The 22,745-nt window shown below is 48.2% G+C and carries 22 protein-coding genes and 1 riboswitch; of the genes, 7 read left to right on the top strand and 15 right to left on the bottom strand.

All coding sequences use genetic code 11. The features are described from left to right. The first annotated feature begins 32 nt into the window (after positions 1 to 32). From ACKU41_RS00460 to ACKU41_RS00445, 4 genes are all read left to right on the top strand, one after another. Positions 33 to 440, top strand: a complete 408-nt coding sequence (locus tag ACKU41_RS00460) for a (deoxy)nucleoside triphosphate pyrophosphohydrolase (protein WP_321403360.1) — start codon at positions 33 to 35, stop codon at positions 438 to 440. A gap of 144 nt (positions 441 to 584) precedes the next feature. Then, a complete protein-coding gene (locus ACKU41_RS00455; protein WP_321403358.1) occupies positions 585 to 1,457 on the top strand; it encodes a methylenetetrahydrofolate reductase in 873 nt (290 codons plus the stop codon). Between the two features lie 161 nt (positions 1,458 to 1,618). Further along, on the top strand, positions 1,619 to 2,647 hold the full coding sequence (locus tag ACKU41_RS00450) for an aspartate-semialdehyde dehydrogenase (RefSeq protein ID WP_321403356.1): 1,029 nt from the start codon (positions 1,619 to 1,621) through the stop codon (positions 2,645 to 2,647). 248 nt (positions 2,648 to 2,895) lie between these two features. Next, positions 2,896 to 3,846 carry an aminodeoxychorismate lyase gene (locus ACKU41_RS00445; RefSeq protein ID WP_321403354.1) on the top strand — a complete coding sequence of 317 codons (951 nt, stop codon included), beginning with the start codon at positions 2,896 to 2,898 and terminating at the stop codon, positions 3,844 to 3,846. A 60-nt stretch (positions 3,847 to 3,906) separates the two neighbouring features. Here ACKU41_RS00445 and cobI read toward each other — a convergent pair whose 3' ends face one another. The 7 genes from cobI to trmFO all read right to left on the bottom strand — a co-directional run bounded on the left by cobI (position 3,907) and on the right by trmFO (position 11,265). Next, positions 3,907 to 4,614: a precorrin-2 C(20)-methyltransferase gene (gene cobI / locus ACKU41_RS00440; protein ID WP_321403353.1), complete on the bottom strand. Its 708-nt coding sequence runs from the start codon at positions 4,612 to 4,614 to the stop codon at positions 3,907 to 3,909. After that, the gene (locus tag ACKU41_RS00435; protein WP_321403351.1) at positions 4,615 to 5,547 is read right to left on the bottom strand and encodes an ABC transporter substrate-binding protein; all 933 of its coding nucleotides are present in this window, start codon (positions 5,545 to 5,547) and stop codon (positions 4,615 to 4,617) included. Further along, the gene (locus tag ACKU41_RS00430; protein ID WP_321403349.1) at positions 5,465 to 6,241 is read right to left on the bottom strand and encodes an ABC transporter ATP-binding protein; all 777 of its coding nucleotides are present in this window, start codon (positions 6,239 to 6,241) and stop codon (positions 5,465 to 5,467) included. The genes ACKU41_RS00435 and ACKU41_RS00430 overlap by 83 nt, the downstream gene beginning before the upstream one ends. Beyond that, entirely contained in the window at positions 6,238 to 7,305 is a 1,068-nt protein-coding gene (locus ACKU41_RS00425; RefSeq protein ID WP_321403347.1) for an iron ABC transporter permease, read from the bottom strand. Before ACKU41_RS00425 ends, ACKU41_RS00430 begins: the two co-directional genes overlap by 4 nt. Before the next feature lie 21 nt (positions 7,306 to 7,326). Continuing rightward, positions 7,327 to 8,229, bottom strand: coding sequence for a sirohydrochlorin cobaltochelatase (locus ACKU41_RS00420; protein ID WP_321403345.1), 903 nt, complete (start codon positions 8,227 to 8,229; stop codon positions 7,327 to 7,329). Between the two features lie 103 nt (positions 8,230 to 8,332). Beyond that, positions 8,333 to 8,538, bottom strand: a riboswitch (cobalamin riboswitch). Positions 8,539 to 8,587: 49 nt separating this feature from the next. Continuing rightward, complete coding sequence (locus tag ACKU41_RS00415; protein WP_321403343.1) at positions 8,588 to 9,925, bottom strand: MATE family efflux transporter; 1,338 nt, start codon at positions 9,923 to 9,925, stop codon at positions 8,588 to 8,590. A gap of 23 nt (positions 9,926 to 9,948) precedes the next feature. Then, the gene (gene trmFO, locus ACKU41_RS00410; RefSeq protein WP_321403341.1) at positions 9,949 to 11,265 is read right to left on the bottom strand and encodes a methylenetetrahydrofolate--tRNA-(uracil(54)-C(5))-methyltransferase (FADH(2)-oxidizing) TrmFO; all 1,317 of its coding nucleotides are present in this window, start codon (positions 11,263 to 11,265) and stop codon (positions 9,949 to 9,951) included. 99 nt (positions 11,266 to 11,364) lie between these two features. Here trmFO and ACKU41_RS00405 point away from each other — a divergent pair, with 99 nt between their 5' ends. Both ACKU41_RS00405 and ACKU41_RS00400 read left to right on the top strand, forming a co-directional pair. Further along, positions 11,365 to 12,327: an ABC transporter ATP-binding protein gene (locus tag ACKU41_RS00405; protein ID WP_321403339.1), complete on the top strand. Its 963-nt coding sequence runs from the start codon at positions 11,365 to 11,367 to the stop codon at positions 12,325 to 12,327. Between the two features lie 15 nt (positions 12,328 to 12,342). Continuing rightward, positions 12,343 to 13,299 (top strand): dipeptide ABC transporter ATP-binding protein, encoded by a 957-nt coding sequence (locus ACKU41_RS00400; protein WP_321403336.1) that lies wholly within the window; start codon positions 12,343 to 12,345, stop codon positions 13,297 to 13,299. A 149-nt stretch (positions 13,300 to 13,448) separates the two neighbouring features. On the opposite strand, the gene ACKU41_RS00395 is transcribed toward ACKU41_RS00400, so the two are convergent. The 5 genes from ACKU41_RS00395 to ACKU41_RS00375 form a co-directional block, all read right to left on the bottom strand. After that, entirely contained in the window at positions 13,449 to 14,657 is a 1,209-nt protein-coding gene (locus tag ACKU41_RS00395; protein WP_319779399.1) for an L-serine ammonia-lyase, read from the bottom strand. A gap of 269 nt (positions 14,658 to 14,926) precedes the next feature. Beyond that, on the bottom strand, positions 14,927 to 15,373 hold the full coding sequence (locus ACKU41_RS00390; protein ID WP_319779397.1) for an arsenate reductase ArsC: 447 nt from the start codon (positions 15,371 to 15,373) through the stop codon (positions 14,927 to 14,929). Between the two features lie 107 nt (positions 15,374 to 15,480). Continuing rightward, complete coding sequence (locus ACKU41_RS00385; protein WP_319779395.1) at positions 15,481 to 16,464, bottom strand: ABC transporter substrate binding protein; 984 nt, start codon at positions 16,462 to 16,464, stop codon at positions 15,481 to 15,483. Between the two features lie 39 nt (positions 16,465 to 16,503). Next, the gene (locus tag ACKU41_RS00380; protein WP_319779393.1) at positions 16,504 to 16,992 is read right to left on the bottom strand and encodes a universal stress protein; all 489 of its coding nucleotides are present in this window, start codon (positions 16,990 to 16,992) and stop codon (positions 16,504 to 16,506) included. Between the two features lie 37 nt (positions 16,993 to 17,029). Continuing rightward, positions 17,030 to 17,995 (bottom strand): serine/threonine protein kinase, encoded by a 966-nt coding sequence (locus ACKU41_RS00375; RefSeq protein ID WP_319779392.1) that lies wholly within the window; start codon positions 17,993 to 17,995, stop codon positions 17,030 to 17,032. 222 nt (positions 17,996 to 18,217) lie between these two features. On the opposite strand from ACKU41_RS00375, the gene rsgA reads away from it, so the two are divergent. After that, complete coding sequence (gene rsgA / locus ACKU41_RS00370) at positions 18,218 to 19,258, top strand: ribosome small subunit-dependent GTPase A (RefSeq protein WP_321403330.1); 1,041 nt, start codon at positions 18,218 to 18,220, stop codon at positions 19,256 to 19,258. 113 nt (positions 19,259 to 19,371) lie between these two features. On the opposite strand, the gene ACKU41_RS00365 is transcribed toward rsgA, so the two are convergent. The 3 genes from ACKU41_RS00365 to ACKU41_RS00355 form a co-directional block, all read right to left on the bottom strand. Continuing rightward, positions 19,372 to 20,751, bottom strand: coding sequence for an esterase-like activity of phytase family protein (locus ACKU41_RS00365; protein ID WP_321403328.1), 1,380 nt, complete (start codon positions 20,749 to 20,751; stop codon positions 19,372 to 19,374). Between the two features lie 139 nt (positions 20,752 to 20,890). Further along, positions 20,891 to 21,799, bottom strand: coding sequence for a TIGR01777 family oxidoreductase (locus ACKU41_RS00360; RefSeq protein WP_321403326.1), 909 nt, complete (start codon positions 21,797 to 21,799; stop codon positions 20,891 to 20,893). A gap of 154 nt (positions 21,800 to 21,953) precedes the next feature. After that, on the bottom strand, positions 21,954 to 22,526 hold the full coding sequence (locus ACKU41_RS00355; protein WP_319779388.1) for a TetR/AcrR family transcriptional regulator: 573 nt from the start codon (positions 22,524 to 22,526) through the stop codon (positions 21,954 to 21,956). Positions 22,527 to 22,745 lie beyond the last annotated feature (219 nt).

The following is a 22,745-nucleotide window of genomic DNA, read 5'->3' as shown; positions in this document are numbered from 1 at the left end:
CTTCGCTGTGCAGCTTTTTGAATTAACGCATAATGAAAAAGACACAACCCATCAAAGTCGTTGCGGGAATTATCTGGAAAGAGAATCTTTTCCTTTCCGCAGAACGTCCAACTGGTAAAGATTACGCCGGGTGGTGGGAATTTCCCGGTGGCAAAGTTGAAACCAGTGAATCCCTTGGTGAGGCACTGGTGCGTGAGCTTCAGGAAGAGCTGGGCATAACTCCTACAAGCTTTGACTTCTGGATGGAAAAAACTGTAGAGTACCCCGAATACACGGTGCGCTTATATTTTTTCGACATCTGGGAATTTAGCGGACAAGTTAAATCACTTGAAAACCAGCACTTTGACTGGTTTGATCTCAAAAACATGCGTGAAGTAAAATTCCTGCCAGTAAATTACGAAATCCTCGAAATGTTAAAGAAAAGGGAATTTAACAAATAAATCCCCTCCCCGCACAATCTGTCATACAACACGGCGAAACCTTATTGAAATATTTGGGACAATTAAGCCCTTTCCAGAGAGCTTAAGCCGCCGGAGGCATAACCAAATTATTAAAAGCGCGAAGCGCATCAAATTGGAGCAAGCATGAAAATTATTGATCTGATTAATAAAAACGGACAGTTCATCTCGCTGGAATTCTTTCCTCCCAAGGACCGCGAATCGTGGCCCAAATTCTTTGAGGTTGTGGAGAAACTGAAGGCTCTGAATCCCCTTTTCGCATCAGTTACTTACGGCGCAGGTGGAGGAACACAGGACAATTCACTTGAAATTGTCAAAAGAATGAAGCAGGATGCCGGTATTGAGCCTCTCGCACACCTGACCTGTGTCGGTGCCAGCCCTGAAAACATCAGTGAATTTGTTTCCGCTCTCCAGGAAGCGGAAGTCGAAAACATCCTTGCCCTGCGTGGCGATGCCCCGGCAGATGACAAAGATTTCGACTTCAACACCCAGACCTTCAAGCACGGCTCCGACCTTGTTACTTATGTAAAGGAAAAACATCCCGGCGTAGGCATTGCTGTGGCCGGATACCCGGAAGCCCATCTTGAATCCCCTTCCATCAAGGATGATTTCAAATGGATGAAATATAAAATCAATGAAGGTGGTGAGTTTATCATCACCCAGCTCTTTTTTGATAACCGAGTCTACTTTGACTTCTGCGACAGACTGAAAGGGATGGGCGTTAATGTGCCGGTACTGCCCGGAGTTCTCCCAATCATGAGCCTTAAGTCTGCTAAATTCATCCTTTCATTGTGCGGAGCGGCAATTCCCGGAAAATTCCTCAGTGCATTGGAAAAAGCACATGCGGAAGGCGGTGATGATGCTGTCTACAAACTGGGGATCGAGTTTGCCACCAAACAAGCGCAGGAACTGCTTGATGGAGGCGCTCCCGGTGTGCATCTTTACACACTGAACAGAGCTAAGGCCTGCCTTGAAATCGGTAAGGCATTGAAATTTTAGTTTTAAAAAATATTGGTTTATCATCTCCAACAACATCATGATGAAGTTGGATGTATTTATTATAACGAGGCAATTGAACCGGCAATTTTTACATTGACGGATGAAATCAACACAAAAACCGGGCTGCCGATGGTCCGGGTCTAGAATATGGAGGTTTAGCTATGAGTACCAAAAATCCCAAAGTTGCTGTTGTAGGGGCCACTGGAGCCGTTGGCCGTGAAATGCTTAAAGTGCTTGAGCAACGCAACTTCCCAGCTTCTGAAGTTGTTCCTTTTTCTTCCTCCCGTTCCGCCGGGACCAAGGTTCCCTTTAAAGGCGAAGAGCTGACTGTTATCGAACTTAAAGAAGATTCCTTTGAAGGTTTCGACATTGCTCTTTTTTCCGCAGGCGGCGGTACCTCCGAAAAATTCGCTCCCCTAGCTGCAAAAGCTGGTTGTGTAGTGGTTGATAACTCCAGTGCTTGGAGAATGGATCCTAAAATCCCTCTCGTAGTACCTGAAGTGAACCCCGAGGACCTCGACTGGCATCCCGGCATCATCGCCAACCCCAACTGTTCCACTATCCAGATGGTCGTAGCTCTTAAACCCATCCACGATGCAGCTAAAATCAAACGTATCGTTGTTTCCACTTATCAGGCAGTTTCCGGCACCGGCCAGAAAGCCATCACCGAACTGGAAACTCAGGTCAGCAGACTTTTCAACGGCAAGGAAGTTGTCCCCAATGTCTACCCGCATCAGATAGCTTTCAACTGCCTGCCGCACATCGATGTTTTCATGGATAACGGCTACACCAAAGAAGAAATGAAAATGGTCAATGAGACCAAAAAAATCATGGGTGATGATTCCATAAAACTCACTGCCACCACAGTGCGCGTCCCCGTCTTCTACAGCCATTCCGAGTCCGTTAACATCGAGACCGAGAAAAAGATTACTGTTGAAGAATGCCGTAATCTGCTTTCAAACTTCCCCGGTGTGACCGTTGTTGATTATCCTGAGAAGAATCTCTACCCCATGGCTGTCGACTGCGCTGGCGAAGATGATGTTTATGTAGGACGTATCCGTGAGGATGAAACCATTGAAAACGGCCTGAACATGTGGATCGTTTCCGATAACATCCGCAAGGGTGCAGCCCTGAACACCGTACAGATAGCCGAAACACTCATTGAACGTGATCTGGTTCGTGTAAAATAAAAAAACTTTGTAAATCACAACCACCTTTAGGTAGTTAGATCATTGCAAAGTTTATAAAAGGTTCCTTTCATAATTAAAAAGCGGTGAAGTCGTCTTTCGGCTTTACCGCTTTTTTTAACGCCTATTCCCTCTTGCGAAAGTCCGCCCTTTGGCGGTAATGTAACTCCGCTTCACGGAAGTAGTTTTTCCTGAAGATTATGGCGGTGATGATCCCTGACGGGGTTTTAATAATTATACGGAGTCCGGAATTGATCAGAAAAGTAGACAGTAACGAATATATTGATGCCATGCTTTCAGCCATGCGTGCGGGGACTGAAAAAGTGTGCGCTTTCTATGAACACCGCATCGGGCTGGTCTGCACAGATCCCAAACTCATGCTCATGCCGTGGGACGACCACCTCGTGCATCGCGGTGACGGCGTATTTGAAACCATGAAATTTGTGGACGGCAAGCTTTATCAGCTTGAACCGCACCTGCGACGCATGAAACGCTCCGCCCGCACAATCAGCCTCGAGCCGCCCTGCTCATGGGATGAATTAGGCAATATCATTCTGGAAGTTGCAGGAGCATCCGGGGTTGATTCAGGTCTGGTGCGGGTGCTGCTCGGTCGTGGCCCCGGCGGATTCGGCATTGATCCTTACGAATGCCCGGTACCTTCCCTGTATATCGTAGTCTACAAATACACCCCGAAACCGGAATCATGGTACGAAAAAGGAATAACCGCTTTCAGAAGCAAGGTTCCGGCAAAACAACCATATCTGGCGACCATCAAATCCATCGATTACCTGCCCAACGTATTGATGAAAATCAACGCCAAAGAGGAAGGGTTCGATATACCTTTCTGTTTTGACAGCCTGAGCTTCCTTGCAGAAGGAGCCACTGAAAATGTGTGCATTGTCAGCAGTGACAACAAACTCTATACCCCTAAATTCACCAACTCACTGGCCGGGACAACCATTGCCCGCGCCATCCAACTCATTGAAGATGAGATTGAAGTGGATTTCCGGGCCATATCAGAAGACGACATCCTGCTGGCTAAGGAAGTGATCATCTGCGGCACATCCATTGATGCCGTAGGGGTTGTCCGTTTCAATAAAAAACCTATCCACGATGTCCGCCCCGGTCCCATCTGCAAACGCATGCGCGAATTATTGCAAAAAGACCTTCAGGAAACAGGGACACCGATCATAAAAAGCTAAAAATAAGGCCGTGAATCCGATAGATTCACGGCCTTTTCAAATAACAACCTGCAATATCAACTATTTTTTAGCCGTAAGCAACATAAGCGAAAGATAGGTCGTTTTATCCGGTACCTCGTTGATATCGAGATAGATAGCTTCCCCATCCAGCCCCAGACGGGTATAAAATTTTACATCCATATTCTCCATCGCATTTACTCTCTCACGTAATTCCGGGAAATTACGGTAGGCTTTAAGAATCACGGCGTTATCTACATTCTCCAAGGAATCAGCGAACTTTCCTGCATCAGCAACACCGGAAGTAAGCAGTAGATTCTGCCCCGATTCCACCAGTACCTGCTGTGATCTTGCAGCGGCAGCCTGATACGAGGTAATGCCGGGTACAACTTCAAATTCAACTTTTGGAAAAAGCCGCTTCATGGTCTGCATCATGTAGCCGAAAGTGGAATAAATCAACGGATCGCCAAGGGTAAGAAAAGCTGCAGTCCTACCGCCCGTCAGCACTTTGCAGGCAATGCGGCAATTTTCTTCCCACGCTCTATTAAGTACATCTTTATCACGGGTCATGGGATAGCCAAGCTTGACCACTTCACAATCCTCGCGCACAAATTCGGATGCTATTTCAAGGGAATGTGAATATTCATTCTTGGTGGATGAGGCAGCAAAAACCACATCAACTTTCTCAAGCACACGGACCGCTCTCACGGTCAGCAAATCAGAATCACCGGGACCGACCCCGATTCCATATATTTTTCCGGAACTATTCATTTATTTCTCTTTTTGATTGAGCAGGAAGTCCGCCAGAATTTCAACGGCCTCTACATTTCTGGGTCCGGGCCGGGAAAAAACCGACTCGTCCACATTTAAAATTTTTTTATTGCGCACCGCATCAAGAAATCTGAGATGACTGCGCTCATCCGGCCTGACCGGGGACGGATTCATGCGCCCGGTCTGGTAAACATAATTTTGCGGGTTGAGGCGCATTAACTCTTCCTCGCCCAGACGCACAATCTTTTTATGATTGTCTACACAATTAATTCCCCCGGCATGACGGATAATATCATTTACTATTGAGCCTTGTCCGGCTGCCAGAAGATTGGGATACCGTATTTCGAAAAACACCGACGGTGCGGATTCGGATGAGGATCTCACACATCGCTCCGACACAGCATTAAGCCGCGCATTCATTGAATCCACCAGTTTCTGCGCTGCTCCCGGCTTCCCGGTGAGTATACCCAGCCTGCGGATCATGGAAAACATTTCCTCAAATGAAGCAACTTTGAACATTGCGCAGGGGATACCCCTTGTACGCAAAGGTTCAAGTGCGCTTGCCGCTTTCGAACGCCCGGCCATCTGAAGAACCAGATCGGGCTTCATAGCCACGATCAGTTCCGGATTGGGACGCATATGGGTACCGATTGAAGGTAGAGCTGTAATCTGTTCCGGGTAATGATCCGCAGCTGTCCGGGCTACCAGCCTGTCTCCAAGATCCATGGCGCAAAGAATCTCATTAAACGATCCGTAAAGGGCCACAATGCGTTTTGCCGGAGACTTCAGGGTCAGCTCATTGCCGAAATCATCAACAATGGAAACCGCAGCCTGTGCGCTGCTTGAAAAACTAATCAGCAGCAGGAGAAAAAAGAACCTGCGGAACGCCGAGACTGGGATGCTCAACAACCGCGACAGATGTTTCATAAACATTTGAAATATTCTCCTCTGTGATCACTTCCACAGGTGAACCGTCAAGTGCCACGTTTCCACCGGAAAGAAAGACCAACCGCTCAAAATAAAGGGCAGCCAGATTAAGATCGTGAATTACGCAGACAATAGTTGCTCCACCACGATTCATGCTTTTCAACAGATCAAAAAGCTCAATCTTACCCGCAACATCCACACCGGAAGAGGCTTCATCCAAGACCATTATCCCAGCCTGCTGGGCAACTGTGCGGGCCATAAGCACTCTTTGGAACTCACCACCGGAAAGTTCTGCAACTGACCTCTCGGCCAGATGTTTAATGCCGACCCGCTCTATAGCTTCCGCCACAATCCGCTCATCTTCGGCATCATAACCGAAAAAACCGGAACCATGAGCATAACGGCCCATCATGACCATGGATTCAACGGTCAGCCCGAAAGCCGGATCGACACGCTGCGGCAATACAGCCATAATTCCGGCCAGTTCACGGGGACGGTATGCATCAACTCTCCTGCCTTCAATCTCAATGCTCCCGGCCAGAGGCGAAAGTATACCTGAAATTGATGAGACGAGGGTGGTCTTGCCGCTGCCGTTAGGACCGAGAATCGCGGTCATGGACCCTTTGGCAAACTCGAGGTTCAGACCATGCAGGACCTCATTCCCTGCGTACCCTGCTTTTAAGTCCGTGATCCTGATCATAAGCCGCTTCCCCCGCTTCCACTGCGGAAACCGGAACGCAGCACAATGCAAAAAAACGGTCCGCCTAGCAACGCAGTTACTACACCCACTGGAAGCTCCTCGCCACCGGAAAGCAGCGAACGGGCAATAACATCGGACCATACCAACAGCAGTCCTCCCAATAGGGAAGACGACAGCAGGAGCGGCCTGTGTTCCGCACCCTGAAACATACGCACCAGATGCGGTACAACCAGCCCTACGAATCCGATAATCCCGGATACGGCCACCGCCGCCCCGGTCAAAAGCCCGGAACCGATAAGCAAAGCCATACGTACTCTGGAAACATCCATGCCCAGATGACGGGCCTGAGTTTCTCCGAGTGAAAGGATATCCAGTTCACGGGAGTAGTAGATAATAGGCACTATTCCGGCGATAAAATACGGCAGAAACAGCTGCAAATGGGACCAACCACGTCCTTGGAAACTACCCATAATCCAAAAAACAATAGAGGATACGGATTCTTCATCAAGAGACTTGAGCAGGGAAATGAGTGCAGAGAGGAAAGTCGCCACCACGATACCGGCAAGAACCATGGTTTCGCGGCGAAGCCTTCCTCCGATCCTGCCCAGCATAAGAACTGAACCAAGTGCGGCCATAGCCCCGGTAAGGGCTGCAAGCGGCAGGAACAGATTTCCGAATCTGGCCCAAAGCTCCGCACCGAGTACGGTAGATCCGAAAAAGATAGCCAGACTGGCCCCGAAAGCCGCCCCGCTGCTCACGCCCAGAGTGAACGGATCAGCCAAAGGGTTACGCAGAATTCCCTGATAGACAGTCCCGGCCACAGCCAGCGACATACCCACCAAAAAAGAGAGACAGACCCGGCTCAAGCGCAGATCAGCGACAATAAAGGATAAAGCCTGATCAACTTTTGCTGTGCTGACTCCAAGAACGGATTTGAAAACCGCCAGCACTTGGGCAGTTTCTGTACCGTAAGCCCCGAAAAGACAGGCGGCAAAAATGGAAACAGGTACAAGCAAAGACAAGACTAGAACGGCCTGCGTCCTTCGGTTACCTGAAGATTTCATCCTTACCGCCCGGTTTAATTGCTAATGGTCACCAAGGTGCTTGAACGCAACCTTGAGATGGTCAACCCAGATATCAAGAACCTGCGGAAATTCAGCGGTACCCTTGAGTACGGGAACACACTTGTAACCAAGCTTGGTCAGCTCGGATTTCCATGAATCAGCGTCTGCACCGGCCATATCATTTCGGGCATGATCTCCGGCTACAGACATGTAAGGCATAAGGTAAACCTTCTTGGCTTTGTTCTTCTTGAGCAATACTTTTACATCATCAAGAGAGGGAGTACCTTCAACGGTTCCGACAAAAATCATGGGATCAACTTTGGAAAAGTAATCCTGAGAAGCCGGATAGTAGATATTGGCGACATGGTGAGTTCCATGGCCCATAAGCACTACGGCATCTTTGGCTTTACGGTCCTCGGGGATGTTGGAAATAATGGCTTTTACGGTACGCTGCATATCTTTATTGGAATAAAGAAGCGGCTTACCTACAGTCACTTTGCTCATACCCTTAGGCATGCCTTCGAAAGCTTTCACGGTTTCAAGGATACCACAATATTCTTCACCGGGAATGGTGTGCAGGGACTGAACAGCAACATGGGTGAAGCCTTCGTCCATCATTTTGGTCATAGCCATGACCGGTGAATCAATGTTGCGGCCTTCTTTAGCCAAAATATTCCTGATTATGGATGAAGAGTACGCCCAGCGAACAGGAACACCGGGGAAAGCCTTTTTAACAGCCTTGTCAATAGCATCAAAGGAGGCTTGGGCTTCAGGCATGCTGGAGCCGAAGGCTGCAAGCAGAATTCCTTTTTTAACAGGCTTCGCATCGCCGTGTCCGGCCATGGCAAAGGAAGGGATCAGCAGAAAACAAACCAGAATAAATGCGGGGATGAACTTGATTTTGTCCCCAAAACGGTACTGCATAACAGTCTCCTCAAATTTGGGGGGCTTAAGAATAGCGGAACCGTGCACGCGAAAGCATGCACAGCCTTTTCTGACAGATAAAAGCCCCGTTATCCGGCAGAATAATCGTGATTTGCACCTAGGCAGGTCTTCCGACTCGTCCCATTTTACCCGGCCTTCCCAAATATGAATTCAGTGGCACAACGTACCGGAATTACTCCGGACACAAGGGGTAAAACTTTAGACAGGACTCACGGCGGCGGGTCCGCTCCCGACTTTCACGGGATTCCCTATTAAGCTCATGAGAGCACCTTAGGCAGAAGCTTGATATGATTCTTCTTCTTTTATGTCAATATGTGCTTACTTTCAGCCTAATTTCCTATTTTTTCAAAACAAGCGGTCCGGCACCGACTCCGGGCCAGATGCGAATCATACCGAACAGGGCTCGCAGGCTGGTCCATATTCCGGCTACAATCCAAATCCAAAGCAGCATGTGTTGCGGATGAAAATAGTCTACCACAAAAAGAATTGCCGAGCTCGTCAGGACCGCGGCAAGCATGGCATTACGCAGATAACGGAAATCCCCGGTTCCCAGATGGATTCCGTCCGTGGCAAATGAAAGAGCGTTTATAGGCTGCAAAAATGTAACCGCCAGCCATGCCGGGGCAAAAACCATAGCCGACTCCTGAGGCACCAGCAGCCAGGCTACAGGCTGCTGCCCCAAGTACATACCGATGGTCAGCAGAATTCCGGTGCCGAAGCTCCACTTACAGACCAAAGAAGCGACTTTACGCGCCGTCTTCCGGTCCGCACGGCCCACAAAGTAGCCCACTAGAGACTGACCGCTGATGGCAAAAGCATCCAGAAACAGAGCCAGAAAAACAAAAAACTGGCGGATGGCCTGATGCGCCGCGCCGGATTCGGCTCCGGCCTTGGTTGCAAAGCGGGTACAGAGCATCAGAAACATGCACACGCACCCGGTACGTACAAACATATCCCCACCAATCACAAAAAGCCTGCGCGCATCAGCAAGACTGAACCCGGTATTGAATCCGTAATGCTTACGAACCACCAGCACTGCCCATACCGCGCCGATCCACTGACTGATTGCACTTGCAAGGGCAGCACCGCCCACGCCCATAAGCGGAAAAGGACCTATGCCGAAAACCAGACCCCAATCCAGAACCACGTTAATCGCATTCATGCCCACCGCAATCCACAGCGGGGAGCGCATATCCTGATAACCGCGCAAAGAACCGAAACAGGAGAGCACCACCAGCACCGCCGGGGCTCCAAGCAAGCGGTAAGTCATGTAATCAACAGCCAACTCACGGACACTTCCCTCTCCACCCATCATTCCGGCAATACTGCTTAAAAAAGGAAAGACAAGGAGCATCAGTAAAAACCCCAAAACCGCAGAAATCCCAGCAGCCATCCAGCCCAAAGACGATGCCCGTTCCAGATCGCCCTTTCCCAGAGCGTGTGAGACTTCGGTCTGGGTACCGATACCGAGAAACCCGAAAACCCAGAACACGGAGGAGAATACAATTGTCCCGATTCCCAGAGAGGCCAGCGGTTCCGGGCCGAGTTTGGCAACAAAAGCGGTGTCTACCAGCCCGGTCAAAGGCTCGGCTACCATAGAGAAAAGAACCGGAATCGCCAAAGTCAGCAATGTCCGGTTCGGATTTATTTCAAAAGGATGTTGTTTGTTTGTCATGTGAGATGCCTCCGGAGGCATCATTAAATATTCTTATCAAACCACTCTTTAAAAATTTCCATAGCCCGTTTACCGTAAAGCTCTTTACGAGCACGTTTGGGTGCGCGCTTCTTGAGGGCAGGCATAAGTCCGAACTGAACATTGGAAGGCTGAAAATTCTTTTTCTTTTCACGCAGATGTCCAAGCAGCGCACCCATGGAAGTTTCCGGCGGCGGTGCGGGCAACTCTCTGCCCTTGGACTGCTCGGCAAGCATACGCCCGACCCAGAGACCGCAGGCTGCGGACTCAAGGTAACCTTCCACTCCGGTAATCTGCCCGGCAAGATGGATACGCGGATCGGCCTTGAGAGCCAGCTTATCGTCCAGCACTTCGGGGGCGTTGACGTAAGTATTGCGGTGTATTGAACCCATACGCAGGAACTCTACATCCTCAAGACCGGGGATCATGCGGAAAATGCGCTTCTGTTCCGGATACTTGAGCTTGGTCTGAAAACCTACGAGGTTGAAAGAGGTCTTTTCCTTATTTTCTGCGCGCAACTGCACCACGGCATAAGCCTGTTCTTCAGTGCGCGGATCTATAAGTCCTACGGGTTTAAGCGGACCGAAGGCAAGGGTCATTTCACCACGGTCTGCCATTTCCTCAATGGGCAGGCAACCTTCAAAATGAATTTCCTTTTCAAATTCGCGTGGCACTACCCGATCGCCTTCCTTAAGTTCCTTAATGAACGAATTGTACTGCTCCTCGTTCATGGGGCAGTTCAGGTAATCATCATCTTCAGGCTTGTAGCGGGAACCGTAAAAGGCAACATCCATGTTCACGGAATCACGACTGACGATCGGCGCGATAGCATCATAAAAATAGAGACGCTGTTCTCCGATCTTGGAAATCAAACTCTCGGTCAGCCCTTCGGAAGCCAACGGCCCGGCACAAACAACGATCTTAGAAAAATCTGCAAGTTCAGGATCATCGAGGGAAGCAATTTCCTTACGCACCACGGTGATAAATTCATTCTGCTCAATTTCCTCGGTGACAAGTCTGGAAAAGATCTCACGGTCCACGGCCAGCGCAGAACCTGCGGGGACGCGGGCCTGCATAGCCGCTTTCATGAGCACGGAATCAAGGGCTTCCATTTCCTTTTTGAGCACTCCGATAGCAGTATTCAATTCACCGGAACGCAGTGAATTGGAACAAACCAGCTCAGCCAGACCGGGCAGATGATGAGCCTCGGAATATTTATCGGGCTTCATTTCATAAAGAACTACCGGAACTTCCGCCTTAGCCAGCTGCATTGCACATTCACAACCAGCCAGCCCGCCACCGATTACTGCAATTTTATCCACGTATATTACTCCAAAGTCGATTGAATTTTTCAGTTATCTCAATTAATAAATTATAGATGTGCTTCGCGATCCTGCAAAATTATACATAACTCACCATTTATGACCGCACCAATCTTAAAAATCAAGAATCTGACCACATCTTTCGCCACACCGGGCGGAATCGTCAAGGCTGTGGATAATGCCAGTCTGGACTTAGGGCAAGGAGAAACTTTAGCCATTGTAGGAGAATCCGGTTGCGGAAAGACCGTACTATCCCTCTCGGTAATGGGCCTTATCCCAGACCCGCCGGGAAGGATCACTGCAGGACAGGTTCTTTACCGAGACCAGGATCTTGTGCAGCTTTCCGAACAGAAAATGCAGAAAATTCGTGGTAACCAACTGTCCATGATCTTTCAGGAACCCATGACATCCCTTAACCCGGTGTTCAAAATCGGAGACCAGATCGGCGAAACCCTTAGGTTGCATAGAGGTCTGGATAAATACCAAGCCGCCGAAGCTGCAGTGGAAGCCCTCAAACTGGTCGGCATCCCCAATCCCCACAAACGGATCAACAACTTTCCCCACGAACTGAGCGGCGGAATGCGCCAGCGGGTCATGATTGCCATGGCTCTGGTCTGCTCGCCGGAAATCCTCATTGCCGATGAACCGACGACCGCACTGGATGTAACTATCCAATCCCAGATTTTACGTCTGCTTGATGAACTCAAGCAAAAAATGAACGGCTCTCTTATGCTCATCACCCACGATCTCGGCGTGGTAGCAAGAGTCGCAACACGGGTAGCAGTCATGTATGCAGGTCAGATTGTAGAATCCGCACCAATTCTGGATATTTTCAAGAGACCTCTGCATCCGTATACACAGGGCCTGCTTAACTCCGTACCCAGATTGGGATGCCGCACCGAGCTTACCCCCATCCCCGGTAATGTTCCGGCCCTGCTGGATCTGCCGAAAGGCTGCCGTTTTCATCCCCGTTGTACTCGTGCTTTTGAGCTCTGCCGCGAACAGGAACCGCAACTTTTAAATAAAGAAGGCAGGCAGGTGCGCTGCTGGCTGCACACTTAAATTTCTGGATAAAAAATGAGTGAAAACATACTGGAAATAGAAAACATAAAACGCCACTACCCGATCAGCAACGGAATGTTCTCCTTGTCCAAGGCTACGGTTAAAGCTGTTAACGGAATCTCACTTGAAGTAAAAGAAGGCGAAACCCTCGGCCTTGTAGGCGAATCAGGTTGCGGTAAATCCACTCTTGCCCGATTACTGACCGGGCTTGAAAAACCGGATGACGGCAACATAAAATTTAAAGGAAAAAAACTTTCGGACTGGACCGCAAAAGAACGCAGCACCATGATCCAGATGGTCTTTCAGGATCCATACTCTTCGCTTAATCCGCGCCAGCGAATAGGTAAAATCATTTCCGAATCCATGCGCATCCACAAATCCGGCAGCAAAGATGAAATTCAACAACGGGTGGAGGAACTGCTGGTTCAGGTCGGCTTAAGGCCGGAGCATCACAAACGATACCCCCATGAATTTTCCGGCGGGCAGCGCCAGCGCGTTGCAATTGCCAGAGCAATCGCCATGAATCCGGACCTTATAATCTGTGATGAACCTGTTTCCGCACTGGATGTATCCGTGCAGGCACAGGTCCTCAACCTGCTCAAATCGATTCAGCAGAAATTCGGCCTGAGCTACGTTTTCATTTCCCATGATCTTTCGGTGGTCAGCCACATCAGTGACCGGGTAGCCGTCATGTATCTCGGCCGGCTCATGGAAATTACCTCATCCGAAGAACTGTATCGCAACCCGCACCATCCGTACACGCAAACCCTTCTTGATGCCGTCCCGGTCCCGGACCCAGAACTACAGAAGGAAGAAATAATCATCAGCGGAGATATGCCCAGCCCCATTTCACCCCCGGCTGGGTGCCCTTTTCACCCCCGCTGCCCTAAGGCAATGAATATTTGTTCGCAAGAGCAACCGAAACTCAAAGAAACCGCAATCGGACATAAAACAGCCTGTCATCTCTATTGACTTCCATTAAAAAAAAGGCCGGAACCATGAGCAGATAGCTCTGCGCTGGTTTCAGCCTTTTCACATTGGCGCTGCAAAGGATGCTGTATCAATATTCTAAGTCCGGTGCTTGAGCCCCGGACTTTCGTATTCCAGATAACAATTCCTATTTACCTGGCACGCTCATTATAAGCTTTTGCCAGACCGCCACCGGATGTCTCACGGTAAAGGCTGGGCAGATCATGCCCGGTCTCCTTCATCACTTCCACAACCTCATCAAACGGGATACGGTGGGAACCGTCTGAAAGGATAGACATCTGGGCACGGGCAAGAGCACGGGTGGAAGCACAGGCATTACGTTCAATACAGGGAATCTGAACCAATCCGTCCACGGGATCACAGGTCAGGCCCAAATGATGTTCAAGCCCCATCTCCGCCGCATATTCTATCTGACGCAAAGTTCCACCCATGAGCTGTGTAGCGGCGGCGGAAGCCATGGCGCAGGCCGAACCGACCTCTCCCTGACAGCCGACCTCCGCCCCGGAAATTGAGGCATTGGTTTTAATCACATTTCCAAAAAGACCGGCAGTAGCCAATGCGCGGAGCAGATCATTATCCTTAAGGGCCTGAGTATCCTTGAGGTAACGCAGGGCTGCCGGAACTATACCGCAGGAGCCACAGGTCGGTGCAGTCACAATCTCACCGCCACCGGCATTCTCTTCGGAAACAGCGAGAGCATAAGCGGTAGTCATACCGGTCAACTGCATATCCGGTCCGGCAAGCTTTGTGCGGCGGAAATAAGACTTGGCCTGCCTACGCAATCCGATAGAGCCGGGCAGCACGCCTTCTGCTTCAAGACCGCGCTCGAGGGACGCTTCCATCACTTCCCATACTTCACGCAGGAAATCCCAGATTTCAGGGCCTTCACACTGCTCAACATATTCCCAATAGGTAATGCCTTTGTTTTCGCAATGGGCCATAATTTCAGCAATAGTGCCCAGTCCGTAAACCTTTTCCACAGCAGATACGGAAACGCCTTCCTCACGAATGGCTCCGCCACCGACACTGTATACTTTCCAACGGTCTACTACTGATCCAGAACTGTCCAACGCCTCGAACAACATCCCATTCGGATGTTCAGGCATTTTATCTTCCGGTTTCCAGACCAGTTCAGTCTTTTCATTGCCCAGTACGCTGAGAACAGCCCAGTCAGTGAGATGCCCCTTGCCTGTAGCGGCAAGACTCTCAAAAAGGGTAACCCTGAACCGGGGTGCATCGGTATTTTTTTTCAAAAACCTTTCCGCTGCCATACGCGGACCCATTGTATGACTGGAAGAAGGCCCCACTCCAATACGGTACAACTCTCTTAAAGACTCCATCACTCCTGCCACCTTGTAAAGATTACATATCCCCTGAAAGCACCCTCTGTGCTTTAGCCTTATCTACAGCCACCCATATTACGCAATAACTAAAAAAGACAACAAGAAAATACTAATTTCGCGACCAAGTCGCGGCTAATTCATATAAATAGAATATCTTGTCAGTTCATAACCTTTGTTTACATGACTTGAAAAACATGAACAACAATTAAAAGAAAAGCCCCCATTAAAATAATGGAGGCCATAGTAATCCATATTATCCTGATATGTTAATCAGTCAGAGCTTCCGGCAAAGTTTCCACATAGCTCCTGATTTCATCCCTGACTTTGCGGAAACAATCCAGTTGTTCGTCATTTGAACCGCCCTGCTCTGCAACTTCCCTAGCCATACGCGGCGGATCATCGAAACCGACATGGACGACCTTGCTTCCACCGGGAAAAAAGGGACACGTTTCATGAGCATGATCACATACGGTAACCACATAATCAATCTGCACATCCCGAAGCTCATCAATGTGCTGTGATTTATGACCGGAGATATCCACCCCGGCCTCATCCATCACCTTTACTGCATTGGTATTGAGGCCATGGGTCTCAATACCGGCGGAGTATACATTGATCAGGTCACCTTTGAGATGGCGGGTCCACCCCTCGGCCATCTGGCTGCGGCATGAATTTCCTGTACACAAAAAAAGAACATTTATCTTGTTTGTCATTTTCTCACCTGTTTGGATATTTTGCCAAAGAGAAAACTACGTATCGAAGCATTAAGTTTGAATCAAGTAATTCAGCACAGTGTAACGAAAATGACACAGGACGCCTGCTACTCAAGGATACGGGCCTGCCTTTTTATATAACGCGGAAGCAGAATCTTCCATCTGTCCAGCTCGGACCTGCTGAAAACAAAAGCCCCTTGGGTCGGAATAATCGGATTTAGGGTGCCGATAGGTTTTCCATGAAGAATCTGCAGCACAATTTTCCCGGCTGCCTGTCCCTGCACTTCTCCACTCAGGACCATTCCCCCGACGGCCCTACCTCTACCGACACTCATTTCCCAAAAAGCAAATATGGGGACCGGAGAATTCTCTGAAGTCCAACTCAATACTTTTTCGCCATCAATATTGACCCCATCATCAAATAACCTGTGATATAGACCGACGATGATAGCCTTATAGCCATTTTTACGAGCATTTTTAACTGCTTTTTGCCATTCACTATAATCAGAGCAAGACCAGACATCGGTTTTGATGCCACTGATAAGCAGGCTTTTCCTATCCTTAAAGACAACCTCCTTGAAAACTTCGGAAGTAGTTCCCTCATCCAACAAAATAAGAACCTTGCCGTCATCAAGATTAAGCAGCTCCTTCAAATACTTAACAGTCCTTTTATAAAGGGGACGTTCAAGAACTCCGGTAATATTGTTTCCCAACCGGGAATAAATCCGGGGGTTATCATTTATCCCCATATATACAACCGGAGTGTCAGTTTTCGAAAAGCGCCCGGAGAGCAATTTCATGGCATTATCATCCGAAAGAACAACCAGATCAGGATTTACATCAAGATAATACCGCCATGCCAGATCTGCACGTTCCGAATACTCAGAAACAGGTAATCGCTTTGTGTCCAGCTGAAAATTAAAGAGTTCAACCTCATCTTTCAAAACAGACTTGAATCCTCTGGAAAGTTCCTGATCCCACTTGTAACCGATATGATAACTCTCAATATAAAGCACCTTCGGCTTCGCCTGCGCAACAGCCGCACAAACAAAAATAAAGACCAGCACAAAGAGAATGCAGTATCGTTTCAAAAGAACTCTCCCTGATTTAGAAACCGGAATATGCAGCAATTAATTCACAACCCAGACAGTACATCCCACTGCAGACTGGACGACCTTGGTCGAAACCGAACCGAACAGGAATTCCTCTGCCTTGCTGACTCCGCGCCTGCCGATAACAATGGTCCCGTAGCCACCCTCTTCCCGAATACGCAGAATATCCATCCCGATACTGCGTCCGGTGGAACAAATATCTGTTTCATGAAACGGAGACTTGCAACTTGCAAAATACTCCGTCTGCACCTCTTCAGGGTGAACACCCATGGAAACAAGTTTTTCAGCAGCTTCAGAAATCTTCAGCTTAATATTCTGCTCGTTCTCAGCACACTGCTTTTCCCATGCACTATCATCGGGAAATCTATCCTTGTCAGGCAGCCTTTCCACATAAAGCAGAACAATTTTACAACCGGAGCAGTTACGGGCAATATTACCGACATATTCCACTGCCTTTAATGAGTTATCAGAACCGTCAAAAGCAATCAGCATCTTCATGGTTTCCATCACGACCTCCCTCCAGCTTTGACCTGAACGAATTTACCTACAAGCCACGTATTTCATTTAATATCCGAGACATATCGTTTATCAATTCATCAACACTCTCATAAAACACTGAGCTTGAAGATGAAAAATGCATAAGAATATTATTTAAGGAAACAGGAATGTACTCATAAATCTTACGCAAATTTACGATCCTGTTTCCGATGATTACCGAATAGTCCCCTAGGGAAAGAGAGGAAAGCATAGCCGGATCAACACCGTGTTCATGCAGAGTCTGGGGAGTAAGGTTTGCCTTGCCCACCAGATAAATCAATATACTTCCCAAACCGAAAACATCCAGCCCGAAAGGATTTTCATAAAGTTCAAACGCATAATCAAAATCTATCCAGCGGTAATCCTCAGTTCCATACTCAACCCAGAGATGATCCCGGCGGATATCTCCATGCTTCTCATCATTATCGTGCAAAAATTTTATGGCTTCACAAGCCCCTATATACTTTTCTAAAATTTCCGGAAAATATTCATGAAAATAAGTGCGGTGATCAACTGGAATATTATGAACCCATACATCAAGGCGCTTCCCGCGGATAATATCCAGCACCCGGACATTGTTCCCGGCGGAATCGCTCTTGGAATACCCCTGCATAAAACGCATATCGCCACGCACCAGATCGAGTATACGGGCTTCCTTGCGGGGACTGCGATAACATTCAATTTTGAAGGGACCGATGTTCATGGGAAATTTTTCATAAAAAACGAGCTTTAAAATCTGCAGCTGCCCGTTTTCAAGCCTTTTACATCTCTTCACCCAGTACTTGGGGTCGGAAAGCCCGAACCTGCGCTCCATTTCGTTCTTTGAAACAAGGAAATGCTCATCACCCAACTTAATAACATCGCTGAAATCAATATTCATGAATTCAGTGGTATCGGTATACAGATTTCCGAATCTTGAACTACTGTAATCCGGCAGATATTTCTGGATCAAATCCCGGACTTCCTTGCTCATATGCAACTCCCGCGATTGAAACTGTTCGGCAAACCCACTTCAGTCCTTACTCAAAAATTAACACACCACCAAAAAGAATGAAAGCAAAACAGACAAAAGCAGCCCCGCTTATACCCCAATTACAATATATTCCCCGCCAGCTCTTGCCTGTATGCCATTTGTATTTTACTTCTCTGAGTTGAACAAAACACTTTAACCGCAATGTCATCCATAGAGGATTACTTGAATCAAAAACATTACTCCCTGAATGAACTGGGCTGGAAAGATAACTTCAAAAAACAGTTTGACGCGGAAAAAAGCACAGAGCTGCTCCCGGCACGGGTTACCATGACTCACAAAGGACATCTTGTTGTTTCAACAGGAGAGTCCGAACTGCTGCTGAAAATTGCAGGAAAAGGCATAGGCAGCTTGAATGAACAGCCTACAGTAGGCGACTGGCTGCTCATGGACCGGGAAACAATGGTCCCGGTAAAAGTGCTTGAACGCACCAGCCTGCTCCAGCGCATGGCTCCCGGTCAGGAGGTCAAGCTGCAGCCCATTGCCGCCAACATCGATACTCTTTTCATTGTTTCGTCATGCAACAACGAATTCAACCTGAACCGCATTGAAAGATACATTTGTCTTGCACTTGAGGCCGGAGTGAATTTCGTACTGGTACTGACTAAAGAAGATTTGACCCCAGAAGCGCAGGAATACCGCAAACAAGCCGAGCATCTTTTTGAATCCATGCCAGTCGTAACCATCAATGGTAAGGACCCGCAAAGCGTGGAATGTCTGCAAAAATGGTTCGAACCAGGTGAGACCATCGCTTTATTGGGTTCCTCCGGAGTCGGCAAGACAACCCTGCTGAACACCATAAACGGCACGGAAAAAGAAAAGACCGGCTCCATCCGTGGAGGGGACGACAAAGGACGTCACACCACTACCACGCGTTCCCTGCACGTAATGCCGTCCGGGGCGCTGCTCATTGATGTACCGGGGATTCGAGAACTACAACTGCATGACTGCCATGCCGGTATTGATCGGGCCTTCAGTGAAATAGTGGAAGCAGAAGAGATGTGCCGTTTTTCCGATTGCAGCCACGAACGGGAACCGGGCTGTGGAATTCGCGAAGCCCTGGAAAATGGGGAGATTACCCGCCGCAGGTTGGAAAATTACCTTAAACTGAAAGAAGAAGCTGAAAAAAATACTGAAGAGATAGCGGAACGGGCCAAACGCAAGTCCGGAAAAAAGAAACAATATTCCCGCAAGTGGAAGAAATAAACGAAAAACGGCCTTCTTGAAAGTCAGTGCGAAAATCCGTAAGTATTTCAATGGATCCACGACAGCATTTAAAAGAACGGTGTGATCTATATCACACCGTTCTTTTAAATTTCTTAGTACAAACTGATTTTCTTGGGCAATTTTATCAACCAGAACCCGGCTTTTTCTCCGGTAGGTACCAGCTTGAAAGAAGTAGCAACTTCCTGACCGTCATATGTCATTTTCTTACCGTCGATCACGTAGCTAGATGCTTTCTTGACTGGCTTACCATCTTTGCCTGTAGCGGGATCAATAGTTTTGGAACCGAAACCAAAATCATTATCTGAGCAGACAGCAATTGTACGCATATCAGGCAACAGGGCCAACCCTTCAGCTTTGCTGGGCTTCCAGCCATAATCACGCAGGCTGATAATTTTCTTCTTGGTTGCCATTCTGATACCAAGCGATTCAAGTTCTCCAGCACCGGAAACAGCTTCAAGCTCTTTACCTTCAGCAGTCTTTTTGCCGGTGAGATCAGTAGCTTCGCTAATATCGATAAGGTAAATCAGGTTACGCAGACCATCCTTGCCTTTACCCTGCTCAACAATCAAAAATTCAGTATCGCTCACGGCGTGAAGATCGCCTATCTTTACATCCTTACACCTCTTGTAGGCTTCAACATCCACCGGATAAGCGAACATTTTCGTCTCCCCGGTTTCGGGATCAAGAAGGACAAGGCGGGTAAAAGGAGCCTTACTATCTTTCACATTACCGTCAATGTCACATATAGACTGAACTGCGCCAAGGACCTTATTAGAAGGAGTAACGGCTATACCTTCCATGCCTCGGTTGGGCTGCCGCTTACCCACTATTTCAGGCAGTCCTTCGCCGGGACCGTATTTTTTGATCAGACGTCCGGTATTGGCTTCCATTTTGGCAATGAACGGACCGTATTCATCACAAATCCAGAGATTCCCATCCTTGCGATCAATAGCAATACCTTCAGTATCAAGACCTTCCGAATCGTACGGGAGAACCTTGTAGGAATCATTCAGAGGAATCTCACCTGTAGAACCTACTGTTCCGGGAGGAATGGGACGGCCGGAAATTTTCCTTCCCTTGGTATCCTTGATTTCAATGGTACTCATAAGAGTAACTTTACCGTCTTTAAGCCCAAGAGCACCGTAGGAAGGATTATAGTCAGGGGCCGGAAAAACCTTGGAAGATACTTTTTTACCGTCCACCAAAACCTTGGGACTGTCAGCATTAGGACCACGGTCCCCGATGGCGTAGAAAAAACGGGTACCGTCCTTGCCCACACCGATATAGGTCATGCCGGACCCGATCCCTATGGGAAATCCATTCGAAAATTCAGCAGCATACTGTCCGTTATAAGAGACATTGTACTTCAGGGGGGTATCAATTTCATACTTTTCAATTTCTAACTCAGACGCAAATGCAAGGCCGGAACTCAGCACAACGGCCGCACCTGCTACAATCAACTTTTTTAACATAGTAGCCTCCAATTTTTATTACATGGAGCTACACTTTTTGTCGGCAAAAAAAGCCACACACAGGTTACAAACAAGTCACCCATGAAAAAATTTGAAACCGATTTAATTACATTTTCTGAATTTCCTAAGCTACACCCTGCTATTTTTCTTTAATAATATCCCGTAGAGCTTCTTCTGCTTCAGGAAAATTAAACTTGAATCCGGCAGAAACGAGCTTTTCGGGCAGAACAAACTGCCCGCCCAAAAGCACTTCTTCAGCCATTCGGCCCAAGGCAAGCTTCAGGATAAAAGCCGGGGCGCGTAACCGAACTTTTTTACCAAGGACCTTACCAAGGGTATCTGCAAATTTATTGAACGTCAGCGGATGAATGGAACTGAGATTAAATACTCCGCTGCACTTTTCATTTTCAATCAGATAAATAATGGCACGAACCTCATCCTCAAGATGAATCCACGACACACCCTGATGACCGTGTCCAAGATAACTTCCAAAGCCTGCCTTGAACGGAGCAAGCATCTTTGCCAGCGCTCCGCCGCTTCCCAGAACCATTGCAGTCCGGATAATCACCCTCCGCACGCCGTAGCCCTCTACCGGATCAGTGCTCGCTTCCCATTCTTCAACAACACCGGAAAGAAACAAATCTCCTTTAGGCGCTCCTTCGTTAACAGGTTCAGGTCCGCAGTTACCGTAATATCCGATAGCTGAACCCTGAACAAACACTTGCGGCTTCACCTTCGCCTTAGCCACTGCCTCGGAGACTGCCCGACCTGCATCAACCCGGCTGGCAAGAATAGATTTCTGCTTTGCTGCACTCCAACGACCGGAAGCTATATTTTCCCCGGCGAGGTTGATTATGGCTGCAGCACCGTCGGCGTGATCCACCCAACCGGCGGAACTCTGTCCATCCCAGACAACATTACGCACCCCGGAAATATCTGAAGGCCGGCTGGAGCGGGTCAGACAAACAACCTGATAACCTTTTGCAACCAGTTCAGAACTCAATCTTTTCCCGATAAATCCGGTTCCCCCGGTAATAACTACGCGCATGGTCCCTCCCTGCCGGGCTGGCAACAAGATTTCAATTACTTTTTCGTAGGTCAATATTACCGACTTTTGCCCAAATTTCCAATAAATCTCACAAAAATAAAACCCCGGACAACTTTAAGCCGTCCGGGGTACTAAAAACAATATTGAGCAAAAGCTATGCAGCTTTCAAAGCCCTGCTGATAAATTTCAAAATTTCATCGTAAAGACTGGGAGGGCTGTACGGTGTAAGAAGATTGGTCCTGACAGCACCGACAAGGTTGCAAAGGACAACGGAAGCTGTTTCAGAAACAGGCAGGGCGGGGATGGAACCGTCACGCACTCCACGGGCTACACAATTTTCCAGCAGCACGGGAATCTGGACAAACTTATGAACCATGGCATCCCTGTCTTCCCCGGTCTTCAGATCGCTGTATGGTGAACACCTGATCAGCACCAGAAAGTCTTCATCAGGATCAACGGAAAATTCAAGATATCGGCGAGCAAACCTGTACACAGCATCAAAACCGTTATCTGCCTGCACAACTTCATCCTGCAAGGCGAGAGTCAACCGTTCTGCCACGTCAAAACCGGCCGCACGGAAAAGTTTTTCCTTGTTCCCGTAATGGTGGGAAAGAAGCCCTACAGCAACCCCGGCACGGTCCGCGATCTTCTTGAAAGTAGTACCGCTGTACCCCAGCTCACCGAAAAGCTCCTTGGCCGCCTTTAAAACTGTATCCTTTTTGCTCATTACAAAGTCTCGTTATTTCAATTTGTTGAAATTTATCGACACAAAAAATCTTTACACGTAAAAACAAACAAAGGTCAACTCTGAAAGTGATCACACCTCTGATATCAACCCTTGTTACTAGTGATTCCCTTTTCCCTGAGAACGCATACCCACTAAACTTTGCCGTAAAGAACAAAAGCCCCTCCGGTGGTGGAGGGGCCTATGCTTTAAGGAATGGAA

This window comes from Maridesulfovibrio sp. (assembly GCF_963678865.1).
Classification (GTDB): domain Bacteria; phylum Desulfobacterota; class Desulfovibrionia; order Desulfovibrionales; family Desulfovibrionaceae; genus Maridesulfovibrio.
This window is presented reverse-complemented; position numbering and strand designations above follow the sequence as displayed.